Annotated in this window: 19 protein-coding genes and 1 tRNA gene; 4 read left to right on the top strand and 16 right to left on the bottom strand. The window is 69.4% G+C overall.

Annotated features, from left to right (window positions below; all coding sequences use genetic code 11):
* Positions 1-111: 111 nt before the first annotated feature.
* The 3 genes from ABT061_RS00590 to ABT061_RS00580 all read right to left on the bottom strand — a co-directional run bounded on the left by ABT061_RS00590 (position 112) and on the right by ABT061_RS00580 (position 6,131).
* A complete protein-coding gene (locus ABT061_RS00590) occupies positions 112-3,084 on the bottom strand; it encodes an ATP-binding protein (RefSeq protein ID WP_350911176.1) in 2,973 nt (990 codons plus the stop codon).
* Between the two features lie 277 nt (positions 3,085-3,361).
* Positions 3,362-5,311, bottom strand: coding sequence for a hypothetical protein (locus tag ABT061_RS00585; protein WP_350911174.1), 1,950 nt, complete (start codon positions 5,309-5,311; stop codon positions 3,362-3,364).
* A gap of 268 nt (positions 5,312-5,579) precedes the next feature.
* Positions 5,580-6,131 (bottom strand): TetR/AcrR family transcriptional regulator, encoded by a 552-nt coding sequence (locus ABT061_RS00580; RefSeq protein ID WP_350911172.1) that lies wholly within the window; start codon positions 6,129-6,131, stop codon positions 5,580-5,582.
* 60 nt (positions 6,132-6,191) lie between these two features.
* Between ABT061_RS00580 and ABT061_RS00575 the strand changes: the two genes are divergently transcribed.
* Positions 6,192-7,220 (top strand): DsbA family protein, encoded by a 1,029-nt coding sequence (locus ABT061_RS00575; RefSeq protein WP_350911170.1) that lies wholly within the window; start codon positions 6,192-6,194, stop codon positions 7,218-7,220.
* A gap of 87 nt (positions 7,221-7,307) precedes the next feature.
* Here ABT061_RS00575 and ABT061_RS00570 read toward each other — a convergent pair whose 3' ends face one another.
* From ABT061_RS00570 to ABT061_RS00530, 9 genes are all read right to left on the bottom strand, one after another.
* Positions 7,308-7,604, bottom strand: coding sequence for a DUF1416 domain-containing protein (locus ABT061_RS00570; protein WP_350911168.1), 297 nt, complete (start codon positions 7,602-7,604; stop codon positions 7,308-7,310).
* A complete protein-coding gene (locus tag ABT061_RS00565; protein ID WP_350911166.1) occupies positions 7,604-8,443 on the bottom strand; it encodes a sulfurtransferase in 840 nt (279 codons plus the stop codon). The genes ABT061_RS00570 and ABT061_RS00565 overlap by 1 nt, the downstream gene beginning before the upstream one ends.
* Before the next feature lie 15 nt (positions 8,444-8,458).
* On the bottom strand, positions 8,459-8,857 hold the full coding sequence (locus ABT061_RS00560; RefSeq protein ID WP_350911164.1) for a DUF4395 domain-containing protein: 399 nt from the start codon (positions 8,855-8,857) through the stop codon (positions 8,459-8,461).
* Between the two features lie 63 nt (positions 8,858-8,920).
* The gene (locus tag ABT061_RS00555; protein WP_350911956.1) at positions 8,921-9,004 is read right to left on the bottom strand and encodes a putative leader peptide; all 84 of its coding nucleotides are present in this window, start codon (positions 9,002-9,004) and stop codon (positions 8,921-8,923) included.
* Positions 9,005-9,095: 91 nt separating this feature from the next.
* Positions 9,096-9,512, bottom strand: a complete 417-nt coding sequence (locus ABT061_RS00550; protein ID WP_433372241.1) for a TlpA family protein disulfide reductase — start codon at positions 9,510-9,512, stop codon at positions 9,096-9,098.
* 145 nt (positions 9,513-9,657) lie between these two features.
* On the bottom strand, positions 9,658-10,464 hold the full coding sequence (locus ABT061_RS00545; protein WP_350911162.1) for an anti-sigma factor family protein: 807 nt from the start codon (positions 10,462-10,464) through the stop codon (positions 9,658-9,660).
* The gene (locus ABT061_RS00540; protein WP_030924537.1) at positions 10,461-10,973 is read right to left on the bottom strand and encodes a sigma-70 family RNA polymerase sigma factor; all 513 of its coding nucleotides are present in this window, start codon (positions 10,971-10,973) and stop codon (positions 10,461-10,463) included. Before ABT061_RS00540 ends, ABT061_RS00545 begins: the two co-directional genes overlap by 4 nt.
* A 48-nt stretch (positions 10,974-11,021) precedes the next feature.
* Positions 11,022-11,702: an LmeA family phospholipid-binding protein gene (locus tag ABT061_RS00535; RefSeq protein ID WP_350911160.1), complete on the bottom strand. Its 681-nt coding sequence runs from the start codon at positions 11,700-11,702 to the stop codon at positions 11,022-11,024.
* A 96-nt stretch (positions 11,703-11,798) separates the two neighbouring features.
* Positions 11,799-12,050, bottom strand: a complete 252-nt coding sequence (locus tag ABT061_RS00530; RefSeq protein WP_350911158.1) for a MoaD/ThiS family protein — start codon at positions 12,048-12,050, stop codon at positions 11,799-11,801.
* Between the two features lie 206 nt (positions 12,051-12,256).
* Here ABT061_RS00530 and ABT061_RS00525 point away from each other — a divergent pair, with 206 nt between their 5' ends.
* On the top strand, positions 12,257-12,970 hold the full coding sequence (locus ABT061_RS00525; RefSeq protein ID WP_350911156.1) for a response regulator transcription factor: 714 nt from the start codon (positions 12,257-12,259) through the stop codon (positions 12,968-12,970).
* A gap of 196 nt (positions 12,971-13,166) precedes the next feature.
* On the opposite strand, the gene ABT061_RS00520 is transcribed toward ABT061_RS00525, so the two are convergent.
* The gene (locus ABT061_RS00520) at positions 13,167-14,963 is read right to left on the bottom strand and encodes a bifunctional metallophosphatase/5'-nucleotidase (RefSeq protein WP_350911154.1); all 1,797 of its coding nucleotides are present in this window, start codon (positions 14,961-14,963) and stop codon (positions 13,167-13,169) included.
* A 131-nt stretch (positions 14,964-15,094) separates the two neighbouring features.
* Between ABT061_RS00520 and mshD the strand changes: the two genes are divergently transcribed.
* Positions 15,095-16,024 (top strand): mycothiol synthase, encoded by a 930-nt coding sequence (mshD, locus tag ABT061_RS00515; RefSeq protein WP_350911152.1) that lies wholly within the window; start codon positions 15,095-15,097, stop codon positions 16,022-16,024.
* Positions 16,025-16,076: 52 nt separating this feature from the next.
* Here mshD and ABT061_RS00510 read toward each other — a convergent pair whose 3' ends face one another.
* The 3 genes from ABT061_RS00510 to dcd all read right to left on the bottom strand — a co-directional run bounded on the left by ABT061_RS00510 (position 16,077) and on the right by dcd (position 18,842).
* On the bottom strand, positions 16,077-17,081 hold the full coding sequence (locus ABT061_RS00510; RefSeq protein ID WP_350911150.1) for an inorganic phosphate transporter: 1,005 nt from the start codon (positions 17,079-17,081) through the stop codon (positions 16,077-16,079).
* Positions 17,082-17,699 carry a DUF47 domain-containing protein gene (locus tag ABT061_RS00505; RefSeq protein WP_030924556.1) on the bottom strand — a complete coding sequence of 206 codons (618 nt, stop codon included), beginning with the start codon at positions 17,697-17,699 and terminating at the stop codon, positions 17,082-17,084.
* 567 nt (positions 17,700-18,266) lie between these two features.
* The gene (gene dcd, locus ABT061_RS00500) at positions 18,267-18,842 is read right to left on the bottom strand and encodes a dCTP deaminase (protein ID WP_350911147.1); all 576 of its coding nucleotides are present in this window, start codon (positions 18,840-18,842) and stop codon (positions 18,267-18,269) included.
* A gap of 119 nt (positions 18,843-18,961) precedes the next feature.
* On the opposite strand from dcd, the gene ABT061_RS00495 reads away from it, so the two are divergent.
* A tRNA-Gly gene (locus tag ABT061_RS00495) sits at positions 18,962-19,035 on the top strand.
* The last annotated feature ends 57 nt before the right edge of the window (positions 19,036-19,092 follow it).

The following is a 19,092-nucleotide window of genomic DNA, read 5'->3' as shown; positions in this document are numbered from 1 at the left end:
TGATGGTCAAGCGTAAAGGCCGCAGACCAGACCGCTCTCACCATACGGCGGGAACGAACTCCACAGGCTTCACAGCGGGAGATGTGGCCGGATATCCCTCCCGGCCACGCCTCACTGCTCGGCGAAGGCGAGTTCGACGGGTTCCTGCGAATCGGCGTCGAACGGCAGCACGAACCGGTGCGGCCACGACAGCACGCTCTCCAGCCAGCCTGCCCCCATCGTCTGGGCCACGTGCCGGAGCCGCTCGGCCGGGTCGATGCCGATGGTGACCGTGAGGATGTCGCGCTCCACACTCTCGCGCTCGTCGTCGCCGAGGATCACCCGCCAGGCCAGTTCCCGGTTGCGGTCCACCTCCATGGAGAGCGGGTGGTGGCGGAGCGCCTTGGCCCGGTGGCCGAGCAGCTCGGAGCCGCCCGCGGGACGGTTGAACAGGGCGTACTCCATGACCGGCGCGGAGCCGCGCGGGTTGGGCGCGGGCTGGCCGTGCGGGAAGAGCCGGTCCACCTCATGCAGCCACCGCACCTGCGGGATGACCCAGGCGGGTCCGGGCCGCTCGCCGGGGTCGCGGTCGGGACCGAGCAGCCTGGTCGCGATCGCGGCGACCTGCTCGGTCAGCTTGGCCGGGTCGTGAACGGTCCGCAACGACCACGCGCGGCGGCCCACGCACCGTTCGGCGGTCGTGGCCAGCAGGCATTCGCGCCGCCGTGCCGGGAGCTCCGCCCAGAGGTCGGCCAGCGCCCGGGGCACCCCGGGCGCCGGCCTGTTGGTACAGAACGCCAGCACCAGCGTGTCCGTCCAGATCCGCAGCCAGGCCCACTCGGGCGCCTCGGCGAGCAGGTCCGCCTCGCGCAGCTCGACCAGCGTGCACGCCCGGCCGTTGCGGCACTCCTGCCCGCACGCCGCCGAGCGGCGACCGCAGATGGGCGGCGTGTGGCCGGGGACCGGGCGCTCGCGATCCTCGCCCAGCGGCACCTGGATGCGGAGCGGCCGGTCCATGCCGTCGGCGAAGACCGCGGCGACGCCAGGCGGGAGCGAGACGACCTGCCGGGACTGCTCCTCGCTCAGATTCGTCGCCGCCCCGACCAGCCGGCGGTCGTCCTCGGCGGGGAGCCTGTGGATGACCTTCAGCGCGGTGTTCTTCACGACGTCGGAGACCAGTTTCGTGGGAATCTGCTCGGCGACCACGATGCCCTCGCCGTACGCGCGGATCTCGGCGAGCATGCCCGCCAGGAGCTCGACGGCGTGCGTGCTGGCCCGCCCCGCGCCCCGGTCGCGGAGCAGCCGGTGCGCCTCCTCGATCACGATGACGTGCTTCAGCCCGCTGCTCCGCTCCTTCCTGGCCCGCATCCGCAGGTGCTCCACGATCCGGATGATCAGCGTGCCCATCAGGAACGCCTTGTCCTCGTCGTTGGCGACGTCCTCAATCGCGAGCACCACGTTGCGCTGGAGCAGGTCGCCGATGTCGGCGGGATGGCCGCCCTCGAAGAACCGGCCGGCGGAACCGACCCGGAGCGACCGCAGCCGCAGCGAGATGAAGCCCTCCACATCGGCCTGGACCTCCCGCCCGTAGCCGATCTCCTTGATCACCTCCATCGCGTGCCGCTGCAGCTGTTCGAGGGTCGGCACGGCGGGCCGCACGGCGGCGCCGGGAGCGGCCCAGCCGGTGACCACGTCCCACCCGTTGGCCTCGTACACCCGCTGCAGGGCGAGCGACATGATCTGCGGGAACGGCTCCTCGGCGTCGAAGGCCGCCATGAACAGCGCCCGGACCATGTCGATGTGGGCCTGGACCGGATAGCCGGGTTCGGGAGCGAGCGGGTTCACGCTGAACGGCACGCTCTCCGGGGCGGACGGGTTGATCACGGTCACCGGGGCGAGGTGCTCGATCCGGCCGCCCATCGAGGCGTACTCGGACTTCGCCGGCTCGATGGCCAGCCACGGGACGCCCGCGCCGGTGAGCTGTTCCAGCAGGTGCCTGACGGTCTGGGACTTGCCGGAGCCGGTGGCGCCGGTGACGAACGCGTGCCGGTTGAGGGTGGACAGCGGGACCCTGAACGAGCCGACCGGCCTGTCCTGGCCGTCGAGGATGGCCCCGAGCTCGACGGCCGGCGTGCCGGGCGCGGTGTCGGCCTCGCTGGTCACGTCGAAGAAGCCCGCGTCGAGCACCCGTACCCCCGGCACCTCCCGGTGCGGCAGCCCGGCGAGGGCGGCGAGCGCCCCGGCGGTGGCCGCGAACGGGGCGGCGGCACCGTCCGCCGGATCCTGCAGGGTCACCGCCAGTGCCTCGGCGAAACCGTGTACGGGGCCGGACAGCGCGCTGCGCAGGCGGTAGGGGTGATGGCTCATCTCGGCGGAGCCGACGAGCACCGGGGCGATCTGGCGCAGTTCCTCGGGACCGGCGGCCCCGGCCAGCAACCGGACGTTCCACAGCCCCGCCTCGCGGAAGGCGTCCAGCTCCTGCATGCGCCGCTCGGCCCGCTCCGCGTCGTAGCGGGAGCGCTCGGAGGCGTCGCCGTACTGCCGCAACACGTTGAGCTGGGTGCGCAGGTGCGCGACCTCGGCGTCCAGCAGGTCGGTCTGCTCAGCCACCACCAGCCAGGCGAACGGCCGGGACATGAGCGTGACCAGCGTCGACTCGAAAAGCGTCGGCCGCCTGATCTCGTCGGCGTCCGGCTCGCGACGGCCGCCGAGCGGCGGGGCCTGCCGGCCGGGGCAGACGGTCCACACCAGGTCGGACAGGTCGCGGAGCCACTCGTCACCGATCCGGACGCCGCGGGCGCCGCTGGGAAAGAGCAACGGCTCGGGGCCGCCGGGGGCGTGCTCGACCTCGGTGGCGGCCCTGCGGGGCGGGCGCGGCGGAGTCAGCGGCCCCGCATTGGTGATCAGCTCCAGCGGGGCGCCGGACCCCCGGGAGAGCCAGCCGACCACGAAGGGCCGGTTGCGCTGGGCCGTGGAGAGCACGGCGGGCAGGACCGTGACGAAGTCCCACTCGGCGGAGGAACTGCGCGAGGGCGCTGTGATCGCCTGGATTCTGTACCAGGGACCGGTCAGGGCGTTGGGCGGACGGGACACACTTGGCTGCATTTGGTCTCCACCCGAGGGACCCGGCTCCAGGCCGGAGGGTTGACGCTTCACGGATCACTCCGCCATACCGGCCGACGCGTAATCGGGGGTAGGTCACCCCCGTAACCACGGTCGAACCTGACTCGGGGCTCGCACCTCCACATTGACCATCCCATTACGACATACGGACGCCCCGTTGGCATGCCCGGCGATACCGTCCCCGACGGGATCATCGCTACCCGGATCCCCACCGGCCGAATCCCCGCCCACCGGCTCGTCGGCGGCACGGGCCCGGACCTCATTGGCGGCGGCGCCAGTCGAGCCTGGCCGGGGGCGGGCCGAGGTTGGGCGGCGCGTCCTCGAACGGACTCGGCTCGCGTGGCTCCGCCTTGCTCTCCTGTACGCGCTCCAGCACGGCTTCCTTGATCTCGTCGAACTCGCCCAGCGTCGTCTTGGGGAAGGTCAGTATGGCCGGATTGGCATCGGCGAGACGGACCCTGCGCCCCTCGGCGGTGGCATCGGTGACGATCACCGAGGTGGTGGGAAGCTGCTGGAGCTGGTGAGGCTCGACGAGGAACTCCCGGGAACGGTGCAACACCCGCTCCGTCTCCCCCATCGCCTTGGTCGCGCGGCGGCCCCACTCGGTGGAGAAGGTGATGTCCTCCTTGAGGTCCGCGCGGCTCACGTCGCGCTCGTCGTCACCCTCCTCCGCCTGACCGACCGTGGAGATGTAGCCGCCGTCCATACCGGCCCCGGCGGCACTGATCGTCTCGGTGAGCTGGGCGAGCTCCAGGCGGTGCTCGGTGCCGACGTGCTCGCTGGCGATCCGGGCGTCCTCGGCGTTGCCGAGCCGCATGAACGTGACCGCCGCGTGCCCGCGCCCGAGCCGTTCCCGCACGGTCGGGGTCAGCGAGCGATAGGTGAGCACCAGCCCGGTCCTGGAGGTCTCGCAGGCGTCCATGAGCCGGTCCAGCACGTCACCGCGGAGCTTGTCCGCGCCCGCGACGATGATCGTGTGGTACCAGGGCCGCTCGGAGGCGGGCGACTGGCGCAGGATGTGGGTCAGCGCGGTGGCCACGTACGTGCCCAGGACGCGGTTGCCGAACACGCCCGCCTGGCGGTCCATCGACACGACCCGCAGGCGCGCGGGCGGCAGGCGCACCGCCTCCGAGCCGAGGGTCTCCAGCTTGCGCAGCTGCGACTCCAGCGCCCAGGCCCGCTCGATCACCACGCGGTCGCTGACGCCACGGCCGAAGAGCGTACCGATCCGCTCCAGCTGGGTGGCGGTGATCAGGCCGCACCGCAGGTCCTCCCGGGGGTCGCCGACCTGGGCCAGGGCGCGCAGCGCGGCGGTGACCTGGTTGATCGTGGCACTCTCGCCGAGGACTTCCAGCACCCGCTCCAGGATCGCGTTGTCGAACGACAGGTCCCTGGTCGTGCGGTGCTCCTCGCTGACGCTCACGACGTGGGCGAGGACGTCGGCGAACGCCTCGGGGGCCAGCGTGGCGCCCAGGTCGAGCTTGGGGAGGTCGACCGGCAGCACCCAGACCAGCGGGTCGTCACCGCCCCTGCGCGCCAGCTCGATCAGGTCCTTGGCGATCGCGCCCTCGGACAGGTCGAGCACGGTCAGGTGGCCACCGCTGTAGAGGCGGGTCGCGCCGAGCAGTGTGATCAGCGCCGACCAGCCGGGCAGCGTGCCGCCGGCCACGTCGATCCGGTCGATCTCGTCGGGCACGGCCACCGCGTACCAGGTCAGCTGGCGGTCGTGGCGCTCCTTCTTCTCGGCCCACTCCCGGTAGCGGGCGGCGTGCTCCTCCTGGGCGGCGAAGAGCTCCCGATCCCGTTCCTCCCGTAGCCGGTCACCGGCCACCTCCCGCTCCCTGATGCGGTGGCGGACCGCCCGGTCGCCCTGGTGGACGGCGTAGCTGCAGAACACCGCGATGCCACCGGCGGCGATCACCCCGACGACGGCGAACGACCAGCTCAGCATCTCGGTGAGGCCGAGGACGAGGATCAGCGTGGCGAGCGCGGCCATGAACGCACGGACGATCTTGACCGGCCGGTTCAGGAGGTCTTCGTTGAGGCGTTCCCTGCGCACCCACTCCGGGTCGACGGGCTCCGCGGGATTCTCCACCGGCGAGGGTCGCTTGGGAGCCGGACCTGGATCCGGGTGCAACAGCGCATACTGCCAGCCCAGGTAGATCCGGTCCGCCTGGAGTTGCGCATGCTCGGGATGCACGTCCGCCACGGAACCCCTCCGCCATCGGGCTCATCGGAAGCCTCTGAGACAGCGTAAGAGTTCGACATCATATTCGGGCAGCGTTCCCGTCAATCCGCTGCATTTTCCCCAGTTTTACCACCACTTAAGGGATCGATGGGTCGGATGGGATGGACGTCACCGATCGCCGTCGTCGCCCCCTCCCTCCCCGAGGGGCCTCCCCGGAAGTGACGACCTTCCCGACGACGCCGGGGATCGCCGGACCGGCGTCGTCCACTCCCGGCCGCCGGGGTCCACATCAGCGGATCAGGTTCCACGTCACCGCCGCGATCTCCTCGGCCGGACGCGGCGGATGCTCTTCCAGCCAGTACGTGAAGAGCCCGACCAGCGCGCCCGCCACATGATGGGCGTGGATCTCCGGTGGCACCTCGTCGTGCCCGGGGGGCCGGGAGCCCGCCGCGAAGGGGCCGCGCAGCTCCGCGACCAACGCCTCGCGCAGCCGCGCGCAGAAGCGGGCGCTGCCGGAGGGCCCGAGCATCCGCCGGTAGAGCGGGGCTCGCTCACCGACGTGTTCGAACAGCGCGACCAGCGACGCCGGCACCGGCCCCGGCTCCCGGTAGGGACACCGCGCGGCCTCGGCGGCCAGTTCCTTGACCGCGGCCTCCATGGCATCGAGCACGAGGTCGTCGCGGTCACGGTAGTGAACGTAGACCGTGGCCCGGTTCACCCCGGCCAGCTGGGCGATCTCGGCGACGGTGATCGAGTCGGGATCGCGCGCGGCGGTCAACTCCAGGGCGGCGGACCGCAGCCGGGCGCGGGTTCTGCGGATTCTGGGATCGTCTCCGGGCACGCCGTCAACTTTAAACGACACCTGTCGAATAAACGACACCTGTCGTTTGTTGTAGCGGCCATGAAGCGCATCGAAGTCTGGGCCGACATGGTCTGCGCGTGGGCCTACATCGGCAAGCGACGGCTGGAGCAGGCCGACCTCGGCGAGGACGTGGAGATCGTCTGGCGCCCGTACCTCATCGACCCGATGGCTCCGGCACGGTCCGAGCCGCTGCAGGACGCCCTTCGCGACCCGGTCGCCGAGGGCGCCCTGCGGGCCTGCCACCCCGCCCTGACCCCGGCCGAGAACCGGGCCCGGGTCTCGCGCGTCGCCGCCGCGGAGCGGATCGGCGAGCACGCCGACGACGGCGGGCGGCGCTGGGGAGCGGTCTGGCGGGCGAACACGTTCGACGCCCACCGGGTCATCGCCCTCGCCTACGGCCGCGGCGGCGCGGCGCTCCAGGACGCGGTCGTGGAGCGGATCCTGCGTGCCCACTTCGTCGAGGGCTCCGACATCGGAGACCGCGGCACGCTGGCAGCGCTCGCCGCCGAGGCCGGACTCGGGGGCATGACCGAGGCGCTGGAGCGCGGCGAGGGGGCGGCGGAGGTCCGCTCCGAGCTGCTGCGCGGCAAGGCCGTCGGCATCGCCACCTCGCCGACCTTCGTGGTGGGTGACACGGCGGTCGCGGGCGCGCAGCCGCCCGAGGTCCTCGCCGACCTGGTGCGGCACGCCGCTCCCCGGCGGGAACTCCCCGACGAGGTCAGGTGGCTACGCCAGGCCGAGGCCCTGCTGGGTGTCAGAGATCCCCTCGGCGCCCTGCGGACCCTGGAGCCGTTGATGGCCGAGCACGGCGAGGACCCCGCCGTCCGTCTGCTGGCGGCCCGTGCCTACTTTGGTTCGGCCCAGCTCGGCCGGGCGAGCGAGACGCTGGAGTCGCTGCTGGAGCGCACCCCCGGTGACCACTACGCCCGATTCCTGCTGGGCAGGACCCTCGAACGCGCCAACCGCCATCCCGAGGCCCTGCCACACCTGCGCCTGGCCGCGGCCATGTCCCCAGAGCCCGACTACCTCGACGCCCTCCGGCGCGTCGAGCACCGGCTGGCCGGCTGACCTGGCCTGACCAAAAGGACCGGCACTCCCTCGTGGGAGTGCCGGTCCTTTTTACCGAGCCGGCCCGGCGGGCGTCGGACCGAAGGGTCAGACGGACACCGCGAGCTGGGTGACCTCACCCAGGCGGGCCTGGGCCGGGATGTCCTTGGTGACGCCGCCGCCCGCGATGATGCGGACGGTCCAGTCACCGGGGGCGGCGAAGAAGCGGAAGATTCCCTCCTCGGACACCACGACCTCACCGGTGAACTCACCGGAGTGGTCGAGCAGACGGGCGTAGGCCGTGCCCGCGCCCGTGACCACGCCCTGGATGACGGCCTGGTTCGTAAGATCGATCCCGGCCGGAAGGGCAATCGTCTGTTCCGGAGCAGCGCATCCCTGAGTCATTATCGAGCCTCTCCCAGTTCGATCGGCACGCCGACCAGCGAGCCGTACTCAACCCATGAACCGTCGTAGTTCTTGACACCCGCCTGGTCGAGGAGCTCGTGCAGCACGAACCACGTGTGAGCCGAGCGCTCCCCGATGCGGCAGTAGGCGATGATGTCCTTGCTGAAGTCGACACCCGCGCCCTCGTAGAGGGCCTTGAGCTCCTCGTCGGACTTGAAGGTGCCGTCGTCGTTGGCAGCCTTGGACCACGGGATGTTGCGGGCGGTGGGCACGTGGCCGACACGCTGCGCCTGCTCCTGCGGAAGGTGCGCGGGGGCGAGCAGCTTGCCGGTGAACTCGTCGGGCGAGCGCACGTCGACCAGGCTGAGCTTGCCGATCGCGGCGACGACCTCGTCGCGGGAGGCGCGCAGGGACCGGTCCTGCTCCTTGGCCTTGTAGTCCGTGGCGGGGCGGCTGGGAACGTCCTTGACCAGCTCGCGGGACTCAAGCTCCCACTTCTTGCGGCCACCGTCGAGAAGCCTGATGTTCTCGTGGCCGTACAGCTTGAAGTACCAGTACGCGTAGGCGGCGAACCAGTTGTTGTTGCCACCGTAGAGAACCACGGTGTCGTCGCCCGCGATGCCACGAGCGGACAGCAGCGCCTCGAAGCCCTCGCGGTCGACGAAGTCGCGGCGGACCGGGTCCTGCAGGTCCTTCTTCCAGTCGACCTTCACGGCGCCACGGATGTGGCCCTTGTCATATGCGCTGGCGTCCTCGTCCACTTCAACGAGAACGACACCGGGGGTATCGAGGTTGGCCTCGACCCAGTCAGCATCGACCAGGACGGCGGAGCGGCTCATTTTGATCCTCCAGGATCATCGTGCGGCGGGTAGTAGGCGGCGAATGATCAAAAACATCTCGCAGCCGAGACAGAAGCCGAAAGCGGCGTTGAGAAATCCGGCGAAAAGTGCCGCCGCGGTGGCCCCGAGGGCCAGCGGCGTGATCTGTGCGACGTATCCGACCAAGCCCACCAGGGCGAAGGTGAGGCCGACTCCCTGCGCGAAGCGCGGCGGGCCGGCGTCCTCCAACTCCTTCGGAGGGCTTTTCACTATCCCTTTGAAAACCATCCCGTACGGCGAGAGGCCGAGAGTGCCCAGTGCGAACGCCACGGCCTGTGCGGCCAGCAGCCACGCACTGCCCGTCACGAGGACGAGCGCGAGCACGACTGTTGTGACGGCCGCGGTGAAGCGGAGAGCTCGGGGATCAGCTTGCATCGCTTGATGCTCCTGAAGGGTTGTGCAGATCGGTGCGGCTCGACGGCCGCTTGAGATCGCCCTTTAGGAAATACGACAGAGCGCGGTGGTCACGCGGCAGAAATCAACCGCGCGCCGCTTTGTGAGCAGCTCTGTCGTGGGGTTCATGTCCACGACAGTACCCCGGCGTCCCGCCATCTGTCACATCCCTGTCCAATTTCTGAGACGTGATCATTTGAGGAACGATAGGGTGACCCGTTCATCCGTCGATCACCAGACCTAGAGCGCCGATCACGTCGGCCTTCCTGGGCTGGCCGGATGCGCGCCGCACCACCCGCCCCGACGCGTCGAGGACGAGGACGGTGGGGGTGCGCAGAATGTTCAGCGACCGGACCAGATCGAGGTGGGACTCCGCGTCGATCTCCACGTGCGCGACGCCGGGCACCATCCCCGCCACCTCGTCGAGGATCCGCCGAGTCGCCCGGCACGGCTGGCAGAAGGAACTGGAGAACTGCACCAGCGTGGCCCGCTCCCCCAGCTCCGCGTGGATGTCGCCGGACGTGAGCCGCTCCACCTCGCCCCTCACCTCTCGCGCCACGCCGTTCCGCCGCCGCGCCACCACGCCCACGAGCGTGGCGAGGGCGAGAGTGACGACCACCACCGTCAATCCGGTCACGGAACACGACAACAGGCGGGCGCTCCGAGCCATTCCCGCGCCGCTCGGCTATCCGGCGCCGTTTCCACACCCGGAACGCCCCGCACCGAACACCCCGCACCGAACGCTCTCGCCTGCCGCGCGGCCCCGGCGACGCCGGACAGGCTCAGGGGACGTCGACCGTGAGCAGCACCCGTCCTTCGGCGGTGGCGATCTCGAACGACGTGATGCGCTCCGGTGGGATCGTCGTGGTGGCTGTGAAGGCGCCCGACTTGTCATAGGCGGCCCGGTTGACGGTCCAGTTGCCCGCCGTCTCCCTGACGCCACCGTCCCCGATCACGTCCAGCCGGCAGCGCGTGCCCTTGGCCACGCCGGTGAGCACGACCTTGACCGTGGTCGCCCCCTGCCCGGCGGACGCGGTCACCACCGCGCGGATCGTGTCGTCCCCCCCGGTGACCCGCAGGTCGCCTGGGGCGAGCAGGAGCTGCGAGTCGGCGCTGGGCGCGGGGGCGGAAGAGGCCTTGGCCCTGGCATCGGGCTCGGAGGCCGAGGCCGAGAGAGGCTCGGCATACTCCTGGGCGCTCCGGTCCGCCGCCGACGACTCGGGCGCGGCGGACCCGGCGACCGTCATGACATCCCTCGGAGACTGGATGACGGCCCAGAAGGTCCCGCCACCGAGCCCGACCACCAGGACCGAGGCCGCCAGGAGGAGCATCAGCCGGGTGATGCGACGCCGCTTGACCTTGGCGCTGAGCAGCCGCTCCAGCACCGCCGTGGGCGGGCTCGCCACCTGCGCCACATCGTCCTCGGACACCCTGCCGAGGAACGTCGCCACCCCGCTCAGCTCGGCGAGCTCCGCCGCGCACTCCGCGCACTCGGCGAGATGGGCCTCGACGAGCACGCGCTCGTCCGGCTCCAGGGCTCCGAGCACGTAGACCCCGAGCGACATCCGTACTTCGTCACAGGTCATCATGGCGCGAGCCCCCGCTCCTCCAGCGCCAGCTTGAGCGCCCGAAGCGCGTAATACGTGCGCGACTTAACCGTTCCGGCGGGGATACCGAGCGACGCGGCCGCCTCCGCGACGGATTTCCCCTGGTAGTAGACCTCGGCCAGCACCTCACGGTGCTCGGGCCGCAGCGCGGCCAGCGCCTCGGCGACCGCCCACGACTCCACCGCCCGCTCCAGCTCGTCATCGGCGGGCACCACGGCGAGCGCCTCGTCGCCCGTCTCCGGCGGGCGCGCCTTACGTGCCCGGTGCTGGTCGACGACGAGATTGCGGGCCACCGTGAACAGCCACGCGCGGATGGAGCGGCCGGCGAACGCGTTCGGATGGCGCCAGGCCCGCAACAGCGTCTCCTGCACGACATCCTCCGCTCTCCCCGAGTCGCCCGTCAGCCGCAGCGCGTAACCGTAGAGTGGCCCGCCGTGCTCGTCGAAGAGCGCTCTGACAAGCTGCTCGTCGGCGGTTCCGGCTTGACTCACATCCCCACGACGTACGGCGGGACGATCCGGTTCAGACACGGGGCACGTTCAGCCTCTCAGCGGCACATCGGAGGCCTCACCCGAGATGCGCAGGCCCTCGGGCTCGACCTTGATGTCGGTCAGCTTGACGTCGTACGGCAGCTTCCCGATCGGGATCCGGAAGTTGATGAACCGCTCGGGATCGGGCACCGGGATGCCGCCGCCCAGGGTCACCTTCCCGGGGACGAGTTTCAGGCCGCCCTCGACGATCTCGACCTTCAGCGCCGCCTTCACCGGCACCTTCTGCCCCAGCACGGTGATCTCCCCGCTGACGTTGAGCGCGTCGCCCACGACGTCGACCTTGATCCCGCGGGGCGCCCGCTGGCTGAGCGTCTTCACCGGGACGACCACCGACCCCACCACGCGCTCGGCGCGCATGTCGACCTGCTGGGGGCGGAGCACCAGATCCGCAAGCGGCGCGGTGACACCGTAAAGGGTGAAGTCCACGCTCGACAGCGCGACACCCGAGACGGTCATCGCGCCCGCGGCGACCTTGACCTCCTCGTAGCGCCCGGCGATCGCCTGGGTCAGGAAGGGGATGCCCTCGATGGTGACCTCTGGCGGGGACTCCAGGTCGTACTTGGCCGTCGCCTGCGTGGCGATCTCACGCTGGACTCCGGCGACGGCGACCCTGTCCAGGATCGCGACGAGAGCGAGCAGCAGGACCAGAAAAGCGATCAGCTTGCGCATCCGACTCCCTGTTCATTCTCCGGCCCGAGGGAGGCCCGTTCGCGTGCCCTCCCCCTGCAATCCTGTACGAAACGCCGTGCCGGCGATAGCACCCGATCAACCCCCCGCGAAGGGCGGGAGCACCTCCACCGTCGCCCCCTCGACCAGGACTATCGTCTCGTGTGCCCGTCTGCCCACCGGATCCCCGTTGACCAGGAACGACGACCGCTTCAGCACGCGGGCCAGCTCTTCACGGCCCGGTGTGATTTTCGTCATCAGCTCGGCAAGGGTCTCGGCCTCGAAAGGCTCCTCCGCGATGCCCGCCGCGTCCTTGGCCGCGGCCCAATATCTGACAGTGCCCGTCGCCACCTGTGAATCAACTCCTCGAACACACACAGGGTTACCACATCATTACGGCGAATCCACTCGGAGAACCGGTGTTCACCAGGTGGACCTTCACTGGACGCTTACTCCTCGTGGGTTATCCTCACGTACTACGGGACCTGGGCAACGTAGCCCCCGGGTCCTTACGTGTTTGTACGGCTATCGCCGACATGACGCGGGAAGGAGGCATTGTGAGCAATCTCCTACTGCTTACCAACGCCCTTGAGCCCTCGACTGAGGTGCTCCCGGCGCTGGGGCTGTTGTTGCACTCGGTACGTGTCGTGCCCGCGGAGGCGTCTGCCCTGCTCGACGCCCCGCCCGCCGACGCGATCCTGGTGGACGCACGCCGCGAGCTCGTCCAGGCCAAGAGCCTGTGCAGGCTGCTCCGCACCACGGGCGTTTCCTGCCCTCTGGTGGTGATCGTCACCGAGGGCGGTCTCGCCGGGCTGACCGCGGAATGGGGTGCCGACGACGTCATTCTCGACAGCGCCGGTCCCGCCGAGGTCGAGGCGCGGCTCAGGATGGCCGTGGGCAGGCTCAACCTGGCCGCCGCCGAGGAGGTGCCGGACGAGATCCGCAACGGTGACCTGTCGATCGACGAGGCCACCTACACCGCCCGGCTCCGCGGCCGCGCGCTGGATCTGACCTTCAAGGAGTTCGAGCTCCTGAAATACCTGGCGCAGCACCCGGGCAGGGTCTTCACCCGCGCCCAGCTCCTCCAGGAGGTCTGGGGATACGACTACTTCGGCGGCACCCGTACCGTGGACGTCCACGTCCGGCGGCTCCGCGCCAAGCTCGGCGCCGAGTACGAGGCACTGATCGGAACGGTCCGCAACGTCGGTTACCGGTTCGTCCCCGAGCGCGGCAACGAAGCCGTCGAGGAGCGCGAGCCCGCCCACCAGTAGGGCGAGCGGTTCCCACCCCGCGGCGATCGGCACTGGCCTCTCTCCAAGGTGCCAGGTCAGCCGCCGACCGGTGAGTTCGCGCGTCCGCGGTCGTACCGGTGCCTGCGCGCCCCGTGGGCACGGGTTCCCGGCATCACGCCAGACCCACCGGAGGTGTCCGGCAGGTCTGACGCGCGCGTCGTGCCTTTCGCCCCTGTTACGGAGCGACCGTGATGTGGTTGGGAACCGGGGGCGTGATCAACGGGTTCGCCGCGAAGTGGGCGGCGAAGGCGTCGATGTCGAGCGGGCCGCTCCACAGGTCGGTGCCACCGGTGAAGGCGGCGAACGCGTCACCGCCACCGACGAGGAAGTTGTTGGCCGCGACCCTGATCGTCTGGGTGTCCGTCACGTCGACACCGTCGATCTTCATGGCGGAGATCTTCGAACCCCACGGCGCGCTCGCGCTGTAGGTGTAGGTGAAGTTCGACGAGGGCTGCAGGATCTTGGTGAACGCCTGGGCGTTGGGGCCGCCGGTGAACTGCTGCTCCAGAACGGTCTTGAGCTGCGCACCGGTGAGCGTGACCACCTGCATGAGGTTGTTGAACGGCTGGACCGTGAACGCCTCGCCGTACGTCACCACCCCGTCGCCCTCACCGGCGGGCGAGCCCGCGTAGGTGAGACTGGCCCGCACGCCGCCCGGGTTCATCAGGGCGATCTGGGCGTTGCCGCCGGTCCTGGTCGCGGCGAGCTGGCCGTCGGCGATCAGGTTGCCCAGCGAGGACTCGCCGGACGCGGACGCGGCGTTGGTGATGTCCGCGGTGATCTTGCCGATCGGCCGGTTGGCCACCGGCGCGACGCGGTCCTTCCAGGTCTGGACGAACGCGCTGATCTCCGGGTCGGGGGTGACGGTCCTGGTCACGACCTGGTTGTCGGCCACGACAGAGGAGCGCACGACGTCGCGGGTCTTGACGTCCACCTGGAAGTCGACCTTGGTGATGACCCGGCCGAAGGAACCACCCTGGCTGTAGAGGCGGCTGGCGCCCTTGGGGTCGGCCACCGTGCACAGGTAGGCCTGGTGGGAGTGGCCGCTGAGGATCATGTCGATCTCGGCGTCGACCTGCGTGGCGATCCGGTTGCCCGCGCCCGGCTGGGCGCTGCAGCTGTCGGGCGACTGGCCCGCGGTGACCTGGTCACCCTCGTGGACGAGCACGACCTGGGCCTTGACTCCAACGATCTTGAGAAGCTTGGACGCGACGTTCGCGGCCTTCACCTCGTCGATGAAGTCGAGGTCCTTGATGCCCTCCGAGGTGACGATGCTCGGGGTACTCCCGGTGACCAGGCCGATGAACCCGATCGGCACGCCGTTCATCCAGCGGATCGCGACCGGGGGCAGGGCCGGGATGCCGTAGTCCTTGAGCAGAGCGCGCAGCGAGGGGGTGTTCGTCCCGCCCAGGGCGTCCAGCGCCTGCTTCTCCGCGCCCTGCGCCGGCCGCTTGAAGACGACGTTCGCGCCGAGGTAGCTGTAGGCCGCGCCCTTCCACTTGCCCGCGGGCGAGCAGCCGTCCACCGGGTGGCAGCCGCCGTTCATGATCCGCCTGAGCTCGGCGTACCCCTCGTCGAACTCGTGGTTGCCCACGGCGGAGGCGGTGACGCCGATCTTGCCGAGGAACTCCACCGACGGCTCGTCGTGGTAGGCCGCGGAGATCAGCGGGGTCGCGCCGATCAGGTCGCCCTGGGCGACCTTCAGCGTGTTCTTGTCGGACAGCTGCTTGAGGTGGGTGGCGACGTAAGCGGCGCCACCCGCGTCGACTGTGGCGCCGGTCTCGTCGACCATGCGGCCGGAGGAACCGGTCGGCGGCTCAAGGTTGCCGTGGAAATCGTTGAGGGAGAGCAGGCGGACCGGCACCGTCTTTGCGGGCTTGTTGCCCGCCTCGGCCGGCCCCATCGCAAGCGTGACACCGGCCCCGGCGAGCACGCACGCCATGGTCAGCCGCAGGAAGGAACGAGACATCATGGTCCACGACACTAAGGGGACTATCTGTGCAAGGAATGTCCGAGAGATAACGATTCACCCGACCGGTAGCTGGCGGCTTTTGCCAGTCCCCGGTGCTCTCCCAGGACGTGTACCCGCCTAGAGTCCAGAACATGAATGTGCGTGTTGAACACCGGGGACTACTCGGCGAACAAGAGGTGTCCGAGGTCCTTGCGGTGGTGGATGCGGCCACGAAGGCCGACGGGGTCCGGCCACTCAACGAACATGTCATGCTGCACCTGCGCTACGGCGGCGACGAGCGGGCCGGAGCCGTGCTCCTGTACGCCGGGGACGACCTCGCGGGCTACGCCCACCTGGACCCGACGGACCCCGTCGAGGGGCCCAGCGGGGAGCTGGTCGTCCACCCGGCGTTCCGCGGACGGGGATACGGACGGCGGCTGCTGCGGGCCGTGCTCGACCGCGCCGGCGGGCACCTGCGGCTGTGGGCGCACGGCGGACACCCGGCGGCCGATGCCCTCGCCCTGTCGGAGGGGTTCGAAAGGGCGAGGTCGCTGTGGCAGATGCGCCGCCCCCTCACCGCCGACATCGGCGGCTTCGACCTCCCCGAGGGCGTACGGCTCCGCACCTTCGAGCCCGGCACCTCAGACCGGGAGGCCTGGCTCGCCCTCAACGCCAAGGCCTTCGCCGACCACCCCGAGCAGGGCGCGTGGACGCTTGACGACCTCAAGCTGCGCGAGCGGGAGCCCTGGTTCGACCCGGCCGGGTTCTTCCTCGCCGTACGGCCCGGTCCCGAGGGCCGCGACCGGCTGGTGGGCTTCCACTGGACCAAGGTGCACGGCGACGGCGACCACGCGCACGAGCCGATCGGCGAGGTCTACGTCGTCGGCGTCGACCCCGCCGAGCAGGGCGGCGGCCTGGGCAGGTCACTGACCCTGGCGGGCCTGGCCCACCTGCGCTCGCGAGGCCTGACCAACGTGATGCTGTACGTCGACGAGAGCAACTCTGCGGCGATCCGCCTGTACCAGGGGTTGGGTTTCACCCGGTGGGACGTCGACGTGATGTACCGGAAGGGCAGTGCCTGACGGACTTGAAGTGGACCAGGTCCCCCCCGAGGGATCTGGTCCACCTGGAGTACTACTCGATCATCCAGTGGAGCGCGAAGTAGGACAGCGCGGCGACCAACGCGGCGGCCGGGATCGTGAGAACCCAGGCGGTCACGATGTTGCCCGCGACGCCCCAGCGCACGGCGGAAAGGCGCTTGGTGGCGCCGACGCCCATGATCGCGCTGGTGATCGTGTGGGTGGTCGAGATGGGGGCACCGAAGCCGATGGCCGCGGTGTAGAGCACCGTCGCCGCGGCCGTCTCCGCGGCGAATCCCTGCGGGGGGTCGAGCGCGATGATCCGGCGGCCGAGCGTCCGCATGATCCGCCAGCCTCCCGCGTACGTGCCGAGCGAGATGGCCGTGGCGGCGGCGAGGATGACCCACTGCGGGATCGGGTCGCCGTCATGCTGGTAGCCGCCGACCACGAGGGCCAGGAAGATGACGCCCATGGTCTTCTGCGCGTCCTGGAGACCGTGCCCCAGCGCCATCGCCGCCGCGGAGACGGTCTGCGCGTGCCGGAAGCCCCGGTTGGTCTTCGACGGCTGGGAGCGCCGGAAGCCCCACAGAATGCCGATCATGATGAGCCCGGCGAGGGTGAAGCCGATCACCGGAGACAGGATCATCGGGATGACGACCTTCTCCAGCACCCCGTCCCAGTGGACGTTGCTCGCCGAGGCGAGCGCGGCGCCGACCAGACCGCCGATCAGCGCGTGACTGCTGGAGGAGGGCAGGCCGAAGTACCAGGTGATGAGGTTCCAGGTGATCGCGCCGATCAGGCCCGAGCCGACGATGACGAGACCGTGGGTTCCCTGTGGAGCGTCGATGATGCCTTTGCCGACGGTCGCGGCCACCTGCGTGCCGAGGTGCGCACCCAGGAAGTTCATGGCCGCGGCCATGAAGAGCGCGGCCCTCGGCGTCAGCGCGCGCGTTGAGACGGAGGTCGCGATCGCGTTCGCGGCGTCGTGGAAGCCGTTGGTGTAGTCGAACACCAACGCTACGACCACCACGCCGATGACGAGTGCGAGCGTGAGATCCACTTAACTTTCCTTGACCGCGATCGACTCGATCGTGTTGGCCACGTGCTCGAAGGCGTCGGCGGCCATCTCGAGCTGATCGATGACCTCCTTCATCTTGAGGACGGTCAACGCGTCGTACTCCCCGCCGAAGAGCTTGGCGAGAAGGCGGCGGTAGACCTGGTCGGCCTGGTTCTCAAGCCGGTTGATCTCGATCCAGTACTCGTTGAGGTTCTTCATCGAGCGCAGCCGCGGCATGGCCTCGGCGGTGAGCTCGGCGGCACGTTCCAGAACCTCGACCTGCCGGACCACCTCTTTGGGAAGGTGGTCGATCTGGTAGAGGACGATGAGGTCGGCGGCCGCCTCCATGTAGTCCATCACGTCGTCGAGGTTCGAGGCGAGACGGTAGATGTCCTCGCGGTCGAAGGGGGTGATGAAGCTCTCGTTGAGCCGGTTCATGATCGCGTGAGTACGCTCGTCACCGGCGTGCTCACATGCGCGCATCTTCTCGGCCAGAGCTTCCCTGTCCGATCCGTCACTGATGATCTCTACCAGCAGACGGGACGCTGTGACGAGGTTGTTCGCCGAGTCTGCGAACAAGTCGTAGTAGCTGTCCTCACTTGGTGTGAGACGGAGGCGCACGTCGTTCTCCAGATGTGCGGGGATGGTCCGCAGAGAAGGGTACGGGTTACCAGCGGAAATGCGAACTTCACCCGCTAGACATGCACTCTTCCCGATGTCGCTACCCGGCGCATACCCGGCGACACACAGCTTGAGGCAGCCTTGAGGGCATCTTTCCGCTGACCGTTTTGCTGGTTTTCGGCCACAGTATGACGAAGACAGGCCAAGTATGGGACTTCTCTACCCCTGAACGCCATCCGGCACCTTCCCCGTACTTCCCTCGGAAACCCCCGCGTCCGGTGCCCTTCCCGCACGGTTCACCAAGGTCGCCAGGGCTCGTCGGCCTCCCGCGAAAAGTCAGGGTGATTTCCATCACGATCGCCTGTTAACCCGGATTTTGCCTGCTCACGGCAGCCCTGCTCGCGGACCCGTTCCCGCGGCCTCTCGCCCCTCGGAGCCCCCGGGCGCTCCCCTTCTTCGGAGGGGTCACCCCGCCACGAGAACCCGCCCCGGCGTGAAAGTTCACTTTGAATTCACCGTCAGTTCATCTTTGGTGGAGAATCCTCCTCCGGGACCTGATCCCGGACCTCAGATCGGCGTCCGGTGGAAGTTGAGGTACGAACGGCTCGGCGTCGGTCCCCGCTGCCCCTGGTAGCGGGATCCGTACTTCTCCGAACCGTAGGGATACTCGGCCGGCGAGCTGAGCCTGAACATGCAGAGCTGGCCGATCTTCATTCCGGGCCAGAGCTTGATCGGCAACGTCGCGACGTTGGAGAGCTCAAGCGTGACGTGCCCGCTGAAGCCCGGGTCGATGAACCCGGCCGTGGAGTGGGTCAGCAGACCGAGCCTGCCCAGCGAGCTCTTCCCCTCCAGCCGCGAGGCGATGTCGTCCGGCAGTGTGACGACCTCGTACGTGCTCGCCAGCACGAACTCCCCCGGGTGCAGGATGAACGGCTCGTCCTTGTCGGGCTCGACCATCCGCGTCAGGTCCGGCTGCTCGACAGCCGGATCGATGTGCGGGTACCGGTGGTTCTCGAAGACCCTGAAGTAGCGGTCCAGGCATACGTCGACACTGGACGGCTGGATCATCTCCGGCTGAAAGGGATCGATCCTCACCCTCCCCGCCTCGATCTCGGCAACGATGTCACGATCGGAAAGCAGCACGTGAGGCAACCTACCAACGCCACGCCTTCCCGGGAGCGTCGGCACAGACCCCGATCCCGCTTCCCACAGTGGACGAGACCCACCCAACTTCCGCTACAGTGGTGGGGCGGCACACCGCTGCGGGTGTAGTTCAATGGCAGAACATCAGCTTCCCAAGCTGACAGCGCGGGTTCGATTCCCGTCACCCGCTCCACTTATAAAGGCCCAGGTCAGGATGTTAATCCGGACCGGGGCCTTAGTTGTTTTCGAA

It is taken from the genome of Streptosporangium sp. NPDC002544 (genome assembly GCF_040295965.1).
Classification (GTDB): Bacteria; Actinomycetota; Actinomycetes; order Streptosporangiales; family Streptosporangiaceae; genus Streptosporangium.
Note: the sequence above shows the minus strand (reverse complement) of the source record. Positions and strands in the feature narration are given on the sequence as shown.

Bases quoted from the DNA above. Each gene is read 5' to 3' on its own strand.
- ABT061_RS00590 (WP_350911176.1), bottom strand. From the start codon at position 3,084: ATGCAGCCAAGTGTGTCCCGTCCGCCCAACGCCCTGACCGGTCCCTGG.
- ABT061_RS00575 (WP_350911170.1), top strand. From the start codon at position 6,192: ATGAAGCGCATCGAAGTCTGGGCCGACATGGTCTGCGCGTGGGCCTAC.
- ABT061_RS00570 (WP_350911168.1), bottom strand. From the start codon at position 7,604: ATGACTCAGGGATGCGCTGCTCCGGAACAGACGATTGCCCTTCCGGCC.
- ABT061_RS00565 (WP_350911166.1), bottom strand. From the start codon at position 8,443: ATGAGCCGCTCCGCCGTCCTGGTCGATGCTGACTGGGTCGAGGCCAAC.
- ABT061_RS00560 (WP_350911164.1), bottom strand. From the start codon at position 8,857: ATGCAAGCTGATCCCCGAGCTCTCCGCTTCACCGCGGCCGTCACAACA.
- ABT061_RS00555 (WP_350911956.1), bottom strand. From the start codon at position 9,004: ATGAACCCCACGACAGAGCTGCTCACAAAGCGGCGCGCGGTTGATTTC.
- ABT061_RS00545 (WP_350911162.1), bottom strand. From the start codon at position 10,464: ATGATGACCTGTGACGAAGTACGGATGTCGCTCGGGGTCTACGTGCTC.
- ABT061_RS00535 (WP_350911160.1), bottom strand. From the start codon at position 11,702: ATGCGCAAGCTGATCGCTTTTCTGGTCCTGCTGCTCGCTCTCGTCGCG.
- ABT061_RS00520 (WP_350911154.1), bottom strand. From the start codon at position 14,963: ATGATGTCTCGTTCCTTCCTGCGGCTGACCATGGCGTGCGTGCTCGCC.
- mshD (WP_350911152.1), top strand. From the start codon at position 15,095: ATGAATGTGCGTGTTGAACACCGGGGACTACTCGGCGAACAAGAGGTG.